The 17,159-nt window shown below is 71.3% G+C and carries 11 protein-coding genes; 10 read left to right on the top strand and 1 reads right to left on the bottom strand.

Translation table 11 applies throughout. The annotated features are described in order from the left end of the window. Nucleotides 1-34: 34 nt before the first annotated feature. The 9 genes from OWM54_RS41155 to mxcL all read left to right on the top strand — a co-directional run bounded on the left by OWM54_RS41155 (nt 35) and on the right by mxcL (nt 14,604). Nucleotides 35-4,657: a thioester reductase domain-containing protein gene (locus OWM54_RS41155; protein WP_267700865.1), complete on the top strand. Its 4,623-nt coding sequence runs from the start codon at nt 35-37 to the stop codon at nt 4,655-4,657. Further along, nucleotides 4,654-6,030: a class II 3-deoxy-7-phosphoheptulonate synthase gene (locus OWM54_RS41150; RefSeq protein WP_267700864.1), complete on the top strand. Its 1,377-nt coding sequence runs from the start codon at nt 4,654-4,656 to the stop codon at nt 6,028-6,030. The genes OWM54_RS41155 and OWM54_RS41150 overlap by 4 nt, the downstream gene beginning before the upstream one ends. A 105-nt stretch (nt 6,031-6,135) precedes the next feature. Continuing rightward, the gene (gene mxcH / locus OWM54_RS41145; protein ID WP_267700863.1) at nt 6,136-8,706 is read left to right on the top strand and encodes a TonB-dependent siderophore myxochelin receptor MxcH; all 2,571 of its coding nucleotides are present in this window, start codon (nt 6,136-6,138) and stop codon (nt 8,704-8,706) included. A 48-nt stretch (nt 8,707-8,754) separates the two neighbouring features. Beyond that, nucleotides 8,755-9,984, top strand: a complete 1,230-nt coding sequence (locus OWM54_RS41140; protein WP_267700862.1) for a hypothetical protein — start codon at nt 8,755-8,757, stop codon at nt 9,982-9,984. A gap of 95 nt (nt 9,985-10,079) precedes the next feature. Next, entirely contained in the window at nt 10,080-10,745 is a 666-nt protein-coding gene (locus OWM54_RS41135) for a MotA/TolQ/ExbB proton channel family protein (protein WP_267700861.1), read from the top strand. A 2-nt stretch (nt 10,746-10,747) separates the two neighbouring features. After that, nucleotides 10,748-11,197 carry an ExbD/TolR family protein gene (locus tag OWM54_RS41130; protein WP_267700860.1) on the top strand — a complete coding sequence of 150 codons (450 nt, stop codon included), beginning with the start codon at nt 10,748-10,750 and terminating at the stop codon, nt 11,195-11,197. Then, a complete protein-coding gene (locus OWM54_RS41125; RefSeq protein ID WP_267700859.1) occupies nt 11,184-12,005 on the top strand; it encodes a TonB family protein in 822 nt (273 codons plus the stop codon). The genes OWM54_RS41130 and OWM54_RS41125 overlap by 14 nt, the downstream gene beginning before the upstream one ends. Nucleotides 12,006-12,040: 35 nt before the next feature. Beyond that, the gene (mxcK, locus tag OWM54_RS41120) at nt 12,041-13,276 is read left to right on the top strand and encodes a myxochelin export MFS transporter MxcK (RefSeq protein ID WP_267701214.1); all 1,236 of its coding nucleotides are present in this window, start codon (nt 12,041-12,043) and stop codon (nt 13,274-13,276) included. Nucleotides 13,277-13,335: 59 nt separating this feature from the next. Beyond that, complete coding sequence (gene mxcL / locus OWM54_RS41115) at nt 13,336-14,604, top strand: aminotransferase class III-fold pyridoxal phosphate-dependent enzyme (RefSeq protein WP_248542547.1); 1,269 nt, start codon at nt 13,336-13,338, stop codon at nt 14,602-14,604. Nucleotides 14,605-14,652: 48 nt separating this feature from the next. Here mxcL and OWM54_RS41110 read toward each other — a convergent pair whose 3' ends face one another. Beyond that, the gene (locus tag OWM54_RS41110) at nt 14,653-15,471 is read right to left on the bottom strand and encodes a siderophore-interacting protein (protein WP_267700858.1); all 819 of its coding nucleotides are present in this window, start codon (nt 15,469-15,471) and stop codon (nt 14,653-14,655) included. 517 nt (nt 15,472-15,988) lie between these two features. Here OWM54_RS41110 and OWM54_RS41105 point away from each other — a divergent pair. Then, nucleotides 15,989-17,149, top strand: a complete 1,161-nt coding sequence (locus tag OWM54_RS41105) for a class I SAM-dependent methyltransferase (RefSeq protein WP_267700857.1) — start codon at nt 15,989-15,991, stop codon at nt 17,147-17,149. The last annotated feature ends 10 nt before the right edge of the window (nt 17,150-17,159 follow it).

Genomic DNA, 17,159 nt, shown 5'->3' with positions numbered 1-17,159 from the left:
CTCCCGCTCGACGTCCCCCCAGAAGGATCTGGCGATGCCCGAATCACACGCCGCACCCTGGCCGCTCTCCGCGGCGCAGCACGGAATCTGGGTCGGTCAGCAGCTCGACCTCGCCAGCCCCATCTACAACGCCGGCGAGTGCATCGAGCTGCGCGGCGCCATCGACCCCGCGCACTTCGAGGCCGCCGTCCGGCAGACCGTCTCCGAGGCCGAGGCCCTCCACGCGCGCTTCGAGACCACCGAGGCGGGCCCCTCGCAGCAGGTCACGCCGCGGGTGGACTGGGCGCTCCAGCACGTCGACCTGACGTCCGCCGAGGACCCGTGGGCCGCCGCCCAGGCGTGGATGCGCGAGGACCTGACGCGCACCGTGGACCTCACCCGTGGTCCCCTCTTCGCGCAGGTCCTGTTCAAGGCCGGTCCCGAGCGCTGGTTCTGGTTCCAGCGCGTCCACCACATCGCGATGGACGGGTTCGGCTTCTCGCTGCTCGCCCGCCGCGTGGCGGACCTCTACACCTCGCGCGTCACGGGAAAGGCCGCGCCCGCGGGCTTCGGCCCCCTGCGTCCCGTGCTGGACGAGGACGCCGCGTACCGCGCGGGGCCGCAGCTCGAGAAGGACCGTGAGTTCTGGGTCGGCCGGCTCACGGACGCGCCCTTGCCGGTGACGCTGGCCCCGCCCGCGCCCATGTCCGCCACCTTCGTCCGCGCCACGCGGCAGCTCGAGAAGGTCGACGTGGAGCGGATGCAGGCCGTGGCGAAGCAGGTGGGCCTGACGTGGCCGGACCTGGTGCTCGCCGCGGCCGCCGCGTGGATCCACCAGCGCACGGGCGCGCCCGAGGTGGTGCTGGGGCTGCCGGTGATGACGCGGCTGGGCTCGGCGGCGATCCGCGTGCCGTGCATGGCGATGAACATCGTGCCCCTGCGCGTGCCCGTGGCGGCGGACGCCTCGCTCGCGTCGCTGGCGCGCGACATCGCCGCGGAGCTGAAGGCGTCCCGGCCGCACCTGCGCTACCGCTACGAGCAGCTGCGCCGCGACCTGCGCCGCGTGGGTGGTCAGCGCAAGCTGTTCGGGCCCGTGGTCAACATCATGCCGTTCGACTACGGCCTGCGCTTCGCGGGGCTGCCCGGCATCGCGCACAACATCTCCGCGGGCCCGGTGGAGGACCTCTCCATCGGCATGTACGCCCGCTCCGACGGCGGCGGCCTGCGCGTCGACTTCGACGCGAACCCCTCCTGCTACGACGCGCGCACGGTGGACAGCCACCAGCGCGAGTTCCTCCAGGCGCTCGACACCTGGCTGGGCGCGCCGGATGCGCCCGTGCGTGGCCAGGGCGCGGGGGTCTCCTCCGCCGAGGCCTCGCTGCTCGACGGCGGCCCGCTCCCCACGGCGCCCCGGCCCGTCCTCGAGCTGATGGAGCAGCAGGTCCGCGAGCAGCCGGACGCCATCGCCGTGGAGCACGGCGGGTTCCGGCTCACATACCGCGAGCTGTGGGAGTCCTCCGGAGCGCTCGCGGCCCGGCTCACCGAGCAGGGCGCGCGCGCCGACACCCCCGTGGCGGTGAAGGTGCCTCGCGGGCTCGACGCCATCATCGCGTCCTTGGGCATCCTCCGCGCTGGCGCGGGCTACCTGCCGCTCGACCCGAACGGCCCCGCGTCCCGCGCCTCGGCCATCCTCGAGGACGCCACGCCCTCGCTGCTCGTGCTCCCCTCCGATGCCGTCGAGGCCACCGATGCGAGCCCTCGCGCCTCGGGGCACCTGGACATCCAGCGGCGCGACGTCGCCGTCGCCGAGCAGCCCACGCGCGCCGCCAGTGAGCACCTGGCGTACGTCATCTACACGTCCGGCTCCACGGGCCAGCCCAACGGCGTGCAGATTTCCCACGACGCACTCGCGCACTTCGTCGCGGGTGCCACGCACCGTTACCGCTTCACCCGCGAGGACCGGGTCCTCCAGTTCGCGCCGCTGCACTTCGACGCCAGCGTGGAGGAGGTCTTCCTGACGTTGTGTGTGGGTGGACGCCTGGTGCTGCGCACCGACGAGATGCTCCAGTCGGTGCCGCGCCTGCTCGAGGCCTGCGCGGCCCACGGCATCACCGTGCTCGACCTGCCCACCGCCTTCTGGCACGAGCTGGCCTATGCCGTGTCCACGGGCGCGGCGAAGCTGCCCTCCTCCCTGCGCACGGTCATCATCGGCGGCGAGGCCGCGCTCCCGGAGCGGGTCGCCCGCTGGCGCGCCACGGTGGGCCCGAGCGTGGAGTTGCTCAACACCTACGGCCCCACCGAGGCCACGGTGGTGGCGACGGTGGCCTCGCTCAGCGATGCGAAGGCCCCCACGTCCGAGCTGCCGATGCCCGACGTGCGTGCGGACACGACGACCTCGCTCGGTGAAGCGAACGCCCCTGCGTCCGAGCGTGACGAGGTCGCCATCGGCGTGCCGCCGCCCGGCATGCGCTCGGACACGACGACCTTGCGCGCTGACGCGAATGGCTCCGCGTCCGACCGTGACGAGGTCCCCATCGGCGTGCCGCCGCCCGGCATGCGCTCGGACACGACGACCTCGCTCGCTGACGCGAACGGCCTCACGTCCGAGCGTGACGAGGTCCCCATCGGCGTGCCGCTGCCCGGCGTGCGCGCGGCGCTGGTGGACGCGCACGGTCGCATCGTCGCCCGGGGCTCCGAGGGCGAGCTGTGCCTGTTGGGTGGCGCGCTCGCGCGCGGCTACCTGGGACGCCCGGAGCTGGACAAGGCCCGCTTCATCTCGCTGGCCGCGCTGCCCGGCCAGCCCCGAGCCTACCGCACCGGCGACAAGGCCCGGATGCGCGAGGACGGACAGCTGGTCTTCGTCGGCCGCGTGGACGACGAGCTGAAGATCAGCGGCCACCGCATCGACCCCGCCGAGGTGGAGACGGTGCTGCTCGGCCACCCCGGCGTGCGCGAGGCCGCCGTGGTGGGCCAGACGCTCCCGGGTGGCGCTCGCCGGCTGTGCGCGCACATCGTCGCGGAGTCACCGGCACCGTCCGCCGCGGACCTGCGCAAGCACCTGCTCGCGAACCTGCCGGCCCCCATGGTGCCCGGCGCCATCGTGTTCGTGGAGCGACTGCCTCGCACCAGCACCGGGAAGATCGACCGCGCCGAGCTGCGCAAGGCAGCCGTGGTCGACCCCGCCACCCAGACGGCGCAGGCCACCACGGAGCTTGAGCGCGTGGTGCTGGGCATCTGGGAGGAGGTCCTGGGCGCCACGGGCCTCACCGCGCAGGATGACTTCTTCGACCGCGGCGGCCAGTCCCTCCAGAGCATCCAGGTGGCCAACCGCCTGGGCATCGCCCTGGGCCGCGAGGTCCCCGTCGCCACGGTGTTCCGCTACCCCACGGCCGCCGCGCTCGCCCAGGCGCTGGAGCACGGCGAGTCCAGCGGCCACGACACCTCCGGCCCGAGCACGACGATGCTCGCGGACGCCGAGCTGTCCGAGGACATCGTCCCCCGCCTCGCGCCTCCCGCGACGACGGGAGCCGCGCGCACCTTCGAGGCGCTGTTCCCCGAGCCCCGCCAGGTGCTGCTCACCGGTGCCACCGGCTTCGTCGGCGCGCACCTGCTCGACCAGCTCCTGCGCCAGACCCAGGCGCGCGTGGTGTGCCTGGTGCGCGCCAAGGACGAAGCCCAGGCCCTGGAGCGCATCCGCGCGGCGATGACGTCACAGCGGCTGTCGACCGAGGGCCTCGGCGAGCGCGTCCTCGCGCTCCCGTCGGACCTCACCCAGCCCTCGCTCGGTCTCAATAGCGCGCGCTTCCATGGGCTCGCTGCCGAGTGCGACGTCATCCTGCACAACGCCGCCGTGGTGAGCGTGGTGCGAGAGTACGGCAGCCTCCAGGCCGTCAACGTCCGGGGCACGCGCGAGCTGCTGCGGCTGGCCGCCGCCGTGCGGCCCAAGCCCTTCCACTACGTGTCCACGCTGGCCGTGGCGCCCCAGGCCGATGTCAGCCCCGAGGTGCCCGAGGACTTCGTGCCCGCGCACCCCGGCCTGCGCGACGGCTACCAGCAGAGCAAGTGGGTCGCGGAGCGGCTCGTGCAACAGGCGTCCGAGCGGGGCCTGCCCGTCGCCGTGTACCGGCTGGGCCGCGTCGTCGGCGCCACCGACACCGCCATCGTCAACCCGCAGGACCTGGTCTGGCGAATCCTCCTGGCGGGCATCCCCGCCCGCACGCTGCCGATGCTCGAGGTGGGCGAGACGTGGACGCCCGTCGACTACGTGGCGCGCGCCATCGTCAAGCTGTCGCGCACGGCCACGCCCGGCACGGTGTTCAACGTCACGCCCGTCCCCGACGTACGCCTGCCGGACCTGTTCCGCTGGGTGCGCGAGTACGGCTACCCCGTGGACCTGCTCCCCGTCCCCCAGTGGCGCGCCCAGGTCGCCGAGCGCGCGGGCACCGCCGACAACACCACCACGCTGGCCTTCTTCGACCTGCGCTCCGGTGACTCCCAACCCGCGTTCGGCCTGGGGCCCATCCGCTGTCAGCGCCTCCATCACGCCCTGGAGGGCACGGCCATCACCTGCCCCCCCGCGGACCGCCCCCTCTTCTTCCGATACCTCGCCTACTGCGTCGCGAACGGCCTGCTGCCGGCGACGCCCGGCACCCCTCTGGAAACGGCCCCCTCCCGATGAACCGAACCTGGAACCCCCGCACCTGGCGGCAGAAGCCCGTGAAGTACATGCCGGAGGACTATCCGGACGCGCGCGCCCTCACGCAGGTCGAGGATGAGCTGTCCCGGCTGCCCCTGCTGGTGAACCCCGCGGAGACGCGCCGGCTCACCTCCGCCCTGGCCCAGGTCGCCCAGGGCAAGGCCTTCCTGCTCCAGGGCGGCGACTGCGCGGAGAGCTTCAAGGAGTTCACCTCCGACAACATCCGCGACACCTTCCGCCTCATCCTCCAGATGGCGCTGGTGCTCACGTTCGCCGGCGGCAGGCCCGTGGTGAAGGTGGGCCGCATCGCCGGCCAGTTCGCCAAGCCGCGCTCCAGCCCCGTGGAGACGCTCGACGGCGTCACCCTCCCCGCGTATCGCGGCGACATCATCAACGGCATGGACTTCGACGCCGCGGAGCGCACGCCCGACCCCAAGCGCCTGCTCAAGGCCTACCACCAGTCCTCCGCCACGCTGAACCTGCTCCGGGCCTATGCCCAGAGCGGTTACGCGGACCTGTGCAACCTGCACCAGTGGTCGCTCGACTCCGTCGCCGGCACGCCCGGCGCCGACAGCTACCGCAAGCTCGCCGACTCCATCTTCGAGTCGCTGTGCTTCATCAACGCGCTCAGCCCCACCGCCGAGCACAACACGCCGTCCCCCATCCCCGTGGACCTGTTCACCAGCCACGAGGCCCTGCTCCTCAACTTCGAGGAGACGATGACCCGCCAGGAGTCCTCCAGCGGCCACTGGTACGACGGCTCCGCCCACATGCTCTGGATTGGCGAGCGCACCCGCCAGCTCGACGGCGGCCACGTCGAGTTCATGCGCGGCATCCGTAACCCCATTGGCGTCAAGTGCGGCCCCACGATGGAGCCCGATGACCTGCTGCGCCTGATGGACGCCCTCAACCCGGACGCCCTCCCAGGCCGCCTCACGCTCATCGGCCGCTTCGGCTCCGACAAGGTCGCCGACTGTCTGCCGCGCCTCATGACCGCCACCCGCCGCGACGGCCGCCCCGTCATCTGGTCCATCGACCCGATGCACGGCAACACCCACAAGGCCAGCAACGGCTACAAGACGCGCGCCTTCGACCGCATCCTCTCCGAGGTGAAGACCTTCCTGGAGGTCGCCGCCGCCGAGAGCGTCCACGCCGGCGGCATGCACCTGGAGATGACCGGCCAGAACGTCACCGAGTGCCTGGGCGGCCCGCTCGCCGTCACCGAGGACGACCTCCACAGCCGCTACCACACGCACTGCGACCCTCGCCTGAACGGAGACCAGGCGCTCCAGCTCTCCTTCATGGTCGCGGAAAAGCTCCGGGACATGAAGTCTCCCCATGCCCGTGCCGCCTGACTCAACCCCCAAACCTTGACATCACTGGCACCCCGGGAATAAACGGCATCGAAAATGAAAATGCGAACCATTTTCATAATCCACGCCCGGCGTGGAGCGGGGCGCGTGTTCCAGGGCGCGGCGTTGCTGGCGTGCCTGGCCGCGCCGCTGCCCGTGTGGGCGCAGGTCGACGGTGGGCCCCCTCCTGGCGCGGAGGCACCACCGCCGTCAGTGGTGCCGCCGAGTCTGGTGACCTTCATCGAGGCGCCCTACCCGGCCGAGGCGGAGCAGGCCCGGCTGGAGGCCACCGTCCGGCTGAAGCTGACGCTGGATGACCAGGGCGGCGTCATCGAGGCGCAGGTCCTGGAACCCCAGGGCCACGGCTTCGACGAGGCGGCGAAGGACGCCGCGCTGCGCTTCCGCTTCGAGCCCGCGCGACGTGACGGGGTCGCCGTCCCCTCGCGCATCGCCTACAGCTACGAGTTCCGGCTCCCCGTCATCCCCGAGCCCACCGTGGTGACGGAGGCTCCCGGCCAGGCGCGAGACGTCGCTTCCGAGCCGACCGCATCGGAGGAGCCCGCGCCGCAGGGGCCTTCCTCTCCGGGCGAGCCCACCGAGCCACCGCCGGTCATCACCACCGCGCCCGTGGACGTCACCCAGGAGGCCATCGAGGTCACGGTGGAGGGCGAGTCCGTGGCGAACCGTCGGCGGCGCTCCGCCGAGTCGGTGAAGGTCATCGAGACGGAGAACCTCCAGCGCGAGGCCGTGGACATGGCCCAGGCGCTGGCGCGCACCGAGGGCGTCGACGTGCGGCGTGGAGGGGGCCTGGGCAGCCGCGCGCGCTTCTCGCTGGCGGGCCTGTCCGAGGACCAGGTGCGCTTCTTCATCGACGGCGTCCCGCTGGAGCTCGCCGGCTTCGGCCCGGACTTCGCGAACGTGCCCGTCAACCTGGTCCAGCGCATGGAGCTGTACCAGGGCGTGGTGCCGGCGCGCTTCGGCGCGGACGCGCTGGGGGGCGCGGTGCACATCGTCACCGCGGAGAACCTCCAGCGCACGGGCGCCTCGGCCTCGTATGAGCTGGGCTCGTTCGAGACGCACCGGGTGACGGCGAGCGCGCAGCACGGCACCGGCTCCGGGATGTTCGTCCGCGCCAGCGGCTTCTTCGACTCCAGCCCCAACGACTACCGGGTGGACGTGAAGGTGGACGACGCCGAGGGCCGCATCCACGACGCGCGCCTGCCGCGCTTCCATGACGCCTTCCGCGCGGGCGGCGGCGGCGTGGAGGTCGGCGTGCTGAACCGGCCCTGGGCCCGCAGGCTCAGCCTGCGCGTCTTCGGCTCCGCCTCCACCAAGGAGGTCCAGCACGACGCCACCATGAGCAACGCGTATGGCGACGTCGACACGAGCAACCGCTCCGGTGGCGCCACGCTCCGCTTCGAGCAGCTCGCCGGGCGCGACCTCGTGCTGGACGCCGTGGGGGGTTACGTCTACCGCCGCGCCTCGCTGACGGACCTGGGCTCCTGCGCCTACGACTGGTTCGGCCGCTGCATCCTCACCCTGCCCCAGCCCGGGGAGCTGCAGTCCCGCGCCATCGACCGGCGGGTGGGACAGCACACGGCCTTCGTCCGGGCCAACGCCGGGTGGACCTTCGCCCCGAACCAGATGCTGCGCCTGGCCGTGGCGCCCACGTACGTGACGCGCGCCGGAGAGGACCGCGCGCTGGCGCGGCTGGGACAGCAGGACCCGCTCAGGGGGGACCGCGGCCTGTTCAACCTGGTGACGGGGCTCGAGCACGAGCTCGATGCACTCGACGAGCGGCTGGAGAACATCGCCTTCGCCAAGATCTACGTGCAGCTGGCGCGCGCGGAGCGCATCAGCGCCAGCGGCGCCTTCGCGCCCGTCGACCGGGACACCCTCAACTTCGGCGTGGGCGACTCGCTGCGCTACCACGTCACGCCCCGGCTCACCGCCAAGGCCGCGTACGAGTGGGCCACGCGCCTGCCCGGCCCCGATGAGATCTTCGGCGACGGCATGCTCATCGACTCCAACCTCACCCTGGAGCCGGAGACCAGCCACAACGTCAACCTGGAGCTCGCGTTCGACAGCGGCGAGACGCCCCGGGGCACGTTCCGCGGCGGCGCGCTGGGCTTCGCCCGCCTCACCGACCAGTTCATCATCCCCATCGGCCGCGAGGGCTACTTCACCTACCAGAACGTCTTCGCGGCCCGCATCCTGGGCGCCACGGGTGCGGCGGGGTGGACCTCGCCAGGCCAGTACCTCTCGCTGGATGGCAACGCGACCTTCCAGGACATCCGCAACGCCTCCTCCGAGGGCAACTTCGGGGCGTTCGACGGACAGCGCCTGCCCGGCCGGCCCTCGCTCCTGGCCAACGGCAGCGCCCGCCTCCAGCTGAGCGGCCTGGCCTCCGCGCGCGACGAGCTGTCGCTGTCCTGGCACACCCGCTTCGTCAACACCTTCTACCGGGGCTGGGAGGGGCTGGGCAGCAAGGACTCGAAGTCGCGCATCCCCTCGCAGCTGCTGCACTCGCTCGCCGTCACGTACGTCACGCGGACCGCTCGCGCGACGCTGAGCTGGACGGTCGACGTGCGCAACCTCACCGATGCCACCGCCATGGACTTCTTCGGCGTGCAACGCCCCGGCCGCAGCGTGTCCGCCAAGATGGTCGCCGAGCTCTGACTCAGTCCCCACGCTTCATCTCGCAACGTCGTGAAAGGAAATCCCCCCATGAAGGTCCGTTCGTTCTTCCCTCTGCCGCGCATCACCGCCGCGGCGCTCGCGCTGTCGCTCTTCACGGGCTGCGGTGACGACGAGGACTCCGACGAGGCCGACTACGACGGCCCGCTCTACGCCGCCATCACCCAGTCGAGCGTCGACGGCGAGGCCATCAGCTACGTGGCGCTGCTGCGCTCGGTCGACCAGACCGAGAAGATCTCCCTCAAGGACGCCGTGGAGATTCCCGGCCGCGCGCTCGGCTCCGGCGTCCGCAAGGCGGGCGTGCTGTTCGTCAGCCACAGCGAGGAGGCCAAGGTCGAGCGGTTCAAGATCACCGCCAAGGGCAAGCTCGAGTCCGACGGCGAGGTCAGCTTCAAGGGCCGCGGCATCGACAACATCGAGGAGTACCAGCACCAGTTCCAGTTCATCTCCGACACCAAGGCGTACTTCGTGGACGCCCACACGGCGCAGATCATCGTGTGGAACCCCACCGCGATGTCCGTGACGAGCGCCATCCCCCTGCCGGGCCTGGCCATCGAGGGCGCGCTCACGTCCTTCTCGACCATGCCGGTGCGCGTGGGCACCCGCCTCATCATCCCCATCGCCTGGCGCCCCAGCGCGGACATCGCCGTCATCAACCAGGCCGGCGTGGTGGTCATCGACACCACGAACGACTCGGTCAAGGTCGTCACGGACAACCGCTGCGGCTGGGTGCGTGACAGCGTCGTCGGCCCGGACAACCAGGTGTACCTGGCCACCGAGGCGTACGGCTCCGCCGTCAACCGGCTGAAGGGCGCGGACAAGGCCGCGACGCCCTGCCTCATCCGCTTCAACCCGGAGAGCGGCGCGTTCGACGCGAACTTCTACCGCGAGCTGTCGGGGCTGACCAACGGCACCACCACGGGCTCGCTGGTGCGCGGCCCCAACGGCACCGCCTACCTGCGCGTGCTGGACGAGCAGGGCTACACGGTGGACCCGGAGGCCCACCCGCGACTGGTCGCCAGCGCCCCGGCCTGGAAGTTCTGGCAGCTCAACCTGAGCACCTTCACCGCCACCGCGGTGAACACGCTGCCCGCCTCCTCCGGCAGCACGTTCCTCTACGAGGCGGACGACAACCGCCTGCTCTTCACCGAGTTCACCAACAACTCCTCGCTCACCCACTTCCGTGAGCTGACCGACCAGAGCGGCAGGCTGGTCTTCAGCTCCGACGGCCTCATCTTCTCGTTCCTGCAGCTGCGCTGAAGTCCTGGCGGGATGGACCTGGAGGCACCGGCTTCACACAGGGTGCCTCCGGGGTCGAACCGCGCCCCGCCGACGACCTCGAGGACCGGACACCCATGCACATCGTCGAAATCGTCAAGGATGTCTTCATCCAGTGGGGCGCCAACTGGGTGCTCTGGCTGCTGTTCGCGCTGTCGCTGGTGAGCCTGGGCATCATCCTCGAGCGCTGGTGGTTGTTCCGCACCAAGCAGGACCGGGTCCGCGAGCTGTCCGGCGCGCTGGAGGCGACGCTGTCCACGGGCGATTTCCCCGCCGCCATCTCCACGCTGGAGAAGCGCACGTCGGTGGGCGCCGCCGTGGCGCGCGCGGGCTTGAGGCTGGCGCCGCAGGGCATGACGGCCGCGGAGAAGGGCATGCAGAGCGCGCTCGCCATCGAGCGCTCCACGCTGGAGAACCGGCTGGCCTTCCTGGGCACGCTGGGCAACAACGCGCCGTTCATCGGCCTGTTCGGCACCGTCATCGGCGTGCTGCTGGCCTTCGAGGCGCTGAGCAAGACGCAGGGCGCGCCCTCCGGCACCAGCCAGGTCGCCTCCAACGCGGTGATGGGCAGCATCGCCGAGGCGCTGGTGGCCACCGCCGTCGGCATCGGCGTGGCCCTGCCCGCCGTCGCCGCCTACAACTACTTCCAGCGCCGCATCGCCAGCATCCTCGCGGACGCGGAGGCGCTGACCAACCTGGTGCTGGCCTACGTCTCCGCCCGTGAGCGGAACGGAGGCGCCTGAGCATGGCCGGCGGAACGCAGCCTCGCGGTGGGTTGATCGAGGGCATCAACGTCACGCCCCTCGTGGACATCATGCTGGTGCTGCTCATCATCTTCATGGTCACCGCGCGGCTGGTGGACAGCCCCGCCGTGCCCCTGGACCTGCCCAAGGCGGCCCAGAGCGAGGACGTGCAGACGGTCTACGCGGTGGCGCTCACCTCCACGGGCCAGGTGCTGGTGAACGGCGAGGAGGTCTCCGACGTCGCGCTGCGGGACGGCGCGCGCCAGGCGCTGGCGAAGGACGCGGAGCTGCGCGCGGTCATCCAGGCGGACGGCGCCGTCCCCCATCGCCGGGTCATCTTCGTGCTGGACCAGCTCAAGGAGGCGGGGCTCACCAAGGTCGCCTTCGGCACCGTGCGTCCGGAGCCCACCGAGGCCCCCCTCACGGCGGAGGACGGGCGTGTCACTCCCTGAGCCCGCGCCTCGTCGCGACGACGACATCGCGAGCATCATCCTGGGACCGCCGCCCCCGCGACGCAGCCGCCATGGCCTCGCGTGGACGCTGCTCATCTCCGGCCTCGTGCACGCCACCGTGGGAGTCGTGGCCTGGCACGGCTGGAGGTCCTCCTCCGAGCGACGGCCGTCCGTGGCCGCCCCGCGCAAGCAGGTGATCCAGGTGGACCACGAGGTGGACCTGAATCCCCCGCCGCCCCCGCCTCCCCAACGCGTCGCCCGCGCGGACCCGCCGGCGCCGCGCGTGAAGACGCCGAGCCCCGCTCCGCGAGACGCCGCCCGCCCCGCTCGCGCCGAGCCCGCTCGGGCGGGCGCCGTGGTGACGGCGAAGGAGCCCGCCGCGCCGCTCGACTTCACCGACTTCGACATGACGACCGGCGATGCCCCGCGCTACGCGGGCGGTGTGACGGCCTCCACGGGCCGCTCCACCACGGCCGTCAACACGGTGCCCGCGGGAGACAGCGAGGGCACGGGCACCGGTGGAAGCCGGGCGCGCGCCATCCAGCTGTCGGCGCGCAGCTGGAGCTGCCCCTGGCCGAAGGAAGCCGACACGCTGCGCATCGATGACCAGACGGTGGTGCTGCGCGTCGCCGTGGATGTGTACGGCGAGGTGACGTCCGCCGAGCTCGTCTCGGACCCGGGCCATGGCTTCGGCCAGGCCGCGCTCGCGTGTGCGCGCAAGGCGCGCTTCGACACCGCATTGGACCGCGAGGGTCGTCCCCACGCGGCTGTCTCTCCCCCAATTCGGGTGCGCTTCGTGCGCCCCTAGACGCTCGCCCGCGCGACCGACGCGGGCCCGTGACGATGGAGTGTTTCGTGAACGCCGCTTCTCCACCCCCTCAGGAGCGAGTGCTGACCCTGCTGCTCGCGGGGGTCCAGTTCAGCCACCTGCTGGACTTCATGATCATCATGCCGCTGGGGCCGGAGTTCATCCGCCGCTTCGGCCTGACCACCGCGCGGTTCGGCGCGATGGTCTCCTCGTACACCCTGGCCTCCGCGGCCATGGGCGTGCTGGGGCTGTTCTGGTTGGACAGGTTCGACCGCAAGCGCACGCTGCTGGCCATCTACGCGGGGTTCATCGTCGCCACCGCCGCCTGCGGCCTCGCGTCGGGGTTCGTGTCGCTGTTGGTGGCGCGCTCGCTGGCGGGGGCCTGCGCGGGGCTGATGGGCGCGGTCATCATGGCCATCATCGCGGACGTCGTGCCGGGTGAGCGCCGGGGTCGGGCCATCGGCACGGTGATGTCCGCGCTTGGCCTGTCCGCCGTGGCCGGGGTGCCGCTGGGCCTGGGAATCGCGAACCTGTTCGGCTGGCGCTCGCCGTTCTTCGCCATCTGCGCGCTGGCGCTCGTGATGTGGCTGGGCCTGTGGCGCGTGCTCCCGCCCGTCGTGCAGCACCTGTCGCGCGGCGCCCACGATCCCCGGGGCAATCCACTGGCGACGCTGGCGTCTCCGGGCGTGGCGCTGGGCTGGGTGCTGACCTTCTTCGTGGTGTTCGCCAGCTTCCTGCTGATTCCGTACCTGGGCACCTTCATGGTGGGCAACCTGGGCCTCGCGCAGACGGACCTGCCGTGGGTGTACCTGGGCGGCGGCGCGGGCACGTTGGTGGCGGCGAAGCTGGTGGGCCGCTTCACGGACCGCCTGGGCGCGGGGCGGATGCTCGGGTGGCTCCTGGTGGGCACCGTGGGCCCGCACCTCTTGTTCACCCACCTGTCCTCGTCCTCGCTGCCGGTGGTGACGGCGGCCTTCGTGCTCTTCATGGCGGTGACGTCCACGCGCGCCATCCCGACCATCGCGCTGGTGTCATCGCGCGTGCCGCCCTCGCTGCGCGGCCGGTTCCTCGCCGTCAACATGGCCGCGAGCGACGGCGCCTCGGGGCTCGCCGCGTGGGTGAGCGGCCTCCTCATCTCCACCGCTCCGGACGGCGCGCTCGTCGGCTTCGGGCAGGTGGGGTGGATGGCCGTGGCCGTGACGCTCCTGTCGCTGGGCCTGCTGTGGACGTTCGGCCGAAGCGCGGTGGCCCTGAAGACGGCGACGACGTGAGCCTCGAACCTTCTCCCTGGAACGCAGCACCCGAAGCACCTCGATTCAAAGGAAGCCCCATGGACATGCCCACCCAGAAGCACCCGTCCCTCCCTCGCCCCATCCAGGGTGAGATGAAGCTGGAGCGCTCGAACCAGCTCCTCGCCGAGGCGCGCAAGACGGTCCCCGGCGTCACCCAGTCGATGATGAAGAAGCCGGAGCACTTCGCCCCCGGCTCCTTCCCCGTGTTCCTCGCCAGGGGCCGAGGCGCGCTGGTGGAGGACGTGGACGGCCAGGAGTACATCGACTTCATCAGCGGCCTCGGCGCCAACATGCTGGGCCACAACCACCCCGCGGTGGTGGACACGATTCGCAAGCACCTGGAGGAAGGGGTCCTCCACTCACTGCCCACGCCCGTCGAGGTGACGTCCATCCAGGCCTTGCTGGACCTGGTGCCGGGCGCGGAGCAGGCGCGCTTCTTCAAGACGGGCGCGGACGCCACGTCCGCGGCGGTGCGCCTGTCGCGCTATGTGACGGGCAAGGAGCGCATCATCACGGTCGGCTACAACGGCTGGCACGACCACTTCATGTTCGACACGCCGGGAGTGCCGGCCGCCATCGCGGGCCTGACGACGCGCCTGCCGCTCTTCACGCCGCCGGACGAGGCAGTGCTGCTGTCCACCATCGAGAAGCAGGCCGGCCAGCTGGCGGCGGTGATCCTCTCCATCCCGTACAACCGCGTGCTGTCCGCGGACTTCATGAAGCAGGTGCGCGCGGCGTGCACGGCGCACAATGTGATGTTCGTGATGGACGAGGTGGTGACGGGCTTCCGTCTGGCGCTGGGCGGCGCGCAGGAGTTCTTCGGCGTGAGGGCGGACATCTGCTGCATGTCCAAGAGCATCGCCGCGGGCATGCCGCTGTCGGCCATCTCCGGCCCGGAGAAGTACCTCTCCAAGCTCGCGGACCTCCAGGTCTCCACCACCTTCGGCGGTGAGCTGTTGACGCTGGCCGTGTGCGAGGCGGTGCTCAAGCACTACAAGCAGAACGACCCGGCGAAGCACGTCTCGCACCTGGGCCGCAGGCTGCGCGAGGGCATCAACCAGAAGGCGGAGGCGGCGGGCTCGTCGCTGCGCGTGCTGGGCTACGACGCCATCCCCTTCTTCCGTTACTCGCCCGACATGGCCGAGCACGCGAAGCGGATGACGCCGTTCCAGGGTGGCATGGCCCGTCGCGGCATCCTGCTGCGCCGGGACGTGAACTTCATCGGCGCGGCGCACACCGAGGAGCAGATCGACTACACGGTGGAGATGGCGGGCGAGGTGCTGCGATCGCTCGCGAAGCCCGCGTAAGGCTCGCCTTCGGGGAGGCCGGAGTGCCTGGCCTCCCCGAGGGGCGTCTCACTTGGAATCGTGGATGTGGTCCGCGTGGCCGCGCTTCCAGTAGCCGGTGACGCGGACCCAGCTCTTCTGCGTGCCGCGCTCGTTGAGCAGGTGCTCGCGGATGGTGCGCATCTCCGATGACTCTCCCGACACCCAGGCGAAGTAGTCGCCGGGCGGGAAGTCGAGCTCGCGGATGGCCTTGTGGAGCAGGCCGGTGGAGCCCGCCTCGGCGCCGTTGCGGTGCAGCCAGGTGAGCGTCACGTTGGCGCGGGTGGTGAGCGGCTGCTCCTCGCTGGCGTCGGCCACCTCGACGAAGACGATGGCGCGGGCGCCCTCGGGCAGCTCCTCCAGCCTGCGGGCGATGGCGGGGATGGCGGTCTCATCGCCGGCGAGCAGGTACCAGTCGAAGTCATTGGAGACGAAGAGCGAGCCGCGCGGGCCGCCGACGCCGAGCATGTCGCCGGGCTTCGCCTGGGCGGCCCACGAAGATGCGGGGCCGGAGCCGTGGAGGACGAAGTCCAGGTCCAGCTCGCCGGTGGTGGAGTCGTAGCGGCGCGGCGTGTAGTCGCGCGAGTCGGGCTTCTTCTCACCGGGCTGGAGCTGGGGGCCGGTGGGGCCCATGGTCGGAATCACGGGCTGGCGCTTGCCCTGCTCCGGGAACAGGACCTTCACATGGTCATCGGCCCCTTCGCTGTGGAAGCCCTCGATGTCCTGGCCGCCCAGGGTGATGCGCACCACATGCGGGGTGACGGGCGTCACCCGCAGCACCTCCAGGCAGCGGAACTTCACGGGGAACGGACCCCGTCGGTACACCTTCTCGGTCACGCTCGTCGTCACGTGCTCTCCTTCACTTTTCATTTCAATATTGACTCGCAATTTCAGCGACGCAACTGAAATCGCTCGCTCGCCGGGGCGGGCGATTGGCTGCCTGACGGGTGCCGCTCGCGGGGCGTTCCGCCATCGAGCTCGGAGGTGCCCCTGACCTGGCGAGGGAATCGCGCACCCCGCCGCTCGCCGACACATCCAGACACCCTGTCTGCGATTCAACGAGCGCCAAAGCCACACACCCACGACAGATGTCACCATGGACTCCCCTGGGGAACCGTGCGGGGACAACGTCTGTGAGTCAGGTGAGCTCTGCCCGGCGGACTGCATGGTTTGCGGTGACGGTATCTGCAATGGCTCGGAGACCCGGGCGACGTGCCCGGAGGATTGCTTCCCGCAGGGTCCTGGCAACTGCGCGATCTACTGCCCGCCCGAGATTCCGTGACGAAGGCGACGCGGAGGGGGGCCTCATGCCCCTCTCCGCACGCTGTCTCCACACCCGCGCGTGGACGTGCTACCCACCGGGTCCATGCCACGCCCCCCTCGAACCGCTCCCCCGTCCAAGGGACCGGCGCCCACCGTCGCCCCCGCCGCACCGCTGCCTGCTGGCGCCCCGTTCACCTGGCGCTCGGAGAGCGATGAGCCCTCTCCCGCCCGGCTGCACCCGGTGGACGACCGGCTCAGCGCGGACACGGCGCTCAAGCGGGTCCGCCGAGGCGAGTTCCTCCTGTACTCCGGCGACTTCCACAACGCGAAGCAGCTGCTGGGCGCGCTGGGCCGCCGACTGGAGCGCGCGTCGAACGCCCGCACTCCCCTGGAGGCGTTCCGCGCCGAGCGCCGCGCACGGCAACTGGAGCACGAGACGCTGTCGCGCATCGTCGTGTCACTCGACCGCGACTACCGGCTCGCACTCTCACGCGCACCCGACGTCGCCCTGGCCTGCCGACAGGTCTGGGGCGAGCCCGAGACGGAGTTCACCGTCGTCCCTCTCAAGCAACTGCTCGGCATGCTCGGGGCCGCGGAGTGGCGGCGCAAGGGATTGTCGGTGCCCGGCCTCACCGGCCTCATCCATCCGCACTACGGCGTGTACCTGCCCACGCGCACCGACTACGTGGAGCTGCTCCTCTCGCTCCCCACGCTGAAGGGCCCGCGCGTGTTCGACATCGGCACGGGCACGGGTGTGCTCTCGTTCATCCTCCTCCAGCGAGGCGCCTCGTCCGTGCAGGCGACGGACATCGACTCCCGCGCGGTGGCCTGTGCCCGGGAGAACGCGGAGCGGCTGGGGCTGCGCAAGTCCTTCCAGGTCACCGAGGGGGACCTCTTCCCGGAGGGCAAGGCGGACCTCGTGGTGTGCAACCCGCCGTGGATTCCGGAGCCCCCGAAGAACCGCGTGGACCGCGCGGTGTTCGACGAGGACAACCAGTTCCTGCGGCGCTTCCTCGAAGGGCTCCCCGACGCGCTCACGCCCGGAGGCGAGGGGCTGCTCATCCTCTCCGACCTCGCGGTCCTGCTCGGCCTGCGCCCCCAGGGATGGCTCCAGGAGCAGTTCGCCCGCTGCGGCCTGACGGTGAAGTGGAGCCGCTCGACAGCGGCCCGACACTCCAAGTCCAAGGACACCTCGGACCCGCTGCACATGGCGCGCTCTCGCGAGCTCACCACCCTCTACTGCCTCACGCGCACCGCGGGGTGAGCGGACACCC

It is taken from the genome of Myxococcus sp. MISCRS1 (assembly GCF_026626605.1).
GTDB classification, from domain to species: Bacteria; Myxococcota; Myxococcia; order Myxococcales; family Myxococcaceae; genus Myxococcus; species Myxococcus fulvus.
This window is presented reverse-complemented; position numbering and strand designations above follow the sequence as displayed.